This is a genomic window from Candidatus Hydrogenedentota bacterium, from assembly GCA_016791475.1.
Lineage (GTDB): Bacteria > Hydrogenedentota > Hydrogenedentia > Hydrogenedentales > JAEUWI01 > JAEUWI01.
Map to the genome: position 1 here is coordinate 1 of JAEUWI010000115.1, position 1,016 is coordinate 1,016.

The following is a 1,016-nucleotide window of genomic DNA, read 5'->3' on the forward strand; positions in this document are numbered from 1 at the left end:
AGGCGGCCGGCGGCGAAGCCCGCCTCGACGCCTATCACGCCGAATGGCAGCGGCTGGCGGCACGCCTCGACAACCAGATCGACGACGTCTCGATCCAGGGCACCAACCTGGCCAGCACCGACCTCAAGGTGGCGACCTCGGCGATGAACCTGGCCCGCTACAAGCTGATGCTGGTCCTCGTGCTGGTCGGTCTCTTCCTGCTCGCCTTCATCATCCTCGTCCGCCGCCACCTGATCTACCCGCTGCAGCGCATCGACCAGGCGCTGTCCACGCTGAGCACCGAGCAGCCGGCGCCGCAGTTCGGTTCGTCGCGCATGCTGGAAATCCAGGCCGTCGAGCAAAGCATTCGTGAGCACCACGCGTTGCTCATCCAGAACGACGAGACCCGCCAGGAGCTCGAACAGCTGGCCAACAAGGATGGCCTGACCGGCCTGATGAACCGCCGTCACTTCATGCAGGTGGCCGAGCTGGAGCTGCAGCGGGCCCAGCGTTACCGGCGGCCGGTCACCGTCGCCATGGCCGACCTCGATGCCTTCAAGAAGCTCAACGACACCTACGGCCACGCCGCCGGCGACCTCGTGCTGCGCATCTTCGCCGACCTGGTGCACGCTGCCATGCGCCAGTCCGACCTGGTCTGCCGCTACGGCGGCGAGGAATTCGCCTTTCTTTTCCCCGAGGTGACGCCGGAGGAGGCGAGCCGGCTGGCCGAGCGCCTGCGGGCCAGCCTGGCCGGCTGGGATATCGCGCTGCCCGACGGGCGGGCGGTTCGCGTCACGGTCAGCATGGGCCTGGCCGATGCCAGCGAATGCCCGATCGAAATCGCCCTCAAGCGGGCCGACGACGCCCTCTACGAGGCCAAGCGCCTGGGGCGCAACCGGGTCGAGCTGGCACCGGGCGGGCGCCCGGCCTGAGTCCGGCCGCCGCTGGCCCCGCCGGGCTTACGGCCAGAGGATGCAGGCCCAGATGACGGCGGCGTTGACCAGGCTGAAGAGCACGGCGGCGCTGCCCATGTCCTT

The 1,016-nt window shown here is 69.1% G+C and carries 1 protein-coding gene; it reads left to right on the forward strand.

What is annotated here, in order from left to right; translation table 11 throughout:
- Positions 1 to 911, forward strand: a 911-nt coding sequence (locus JNK74_28140; GenBank protein ID MBL7650060.1) for a GGDEF domain-containing protein, incomplete at its 5' end; no start/stop codon positions are given.
- Positions 912 to 1,016 lie beyond the last annotated feature (105 nt).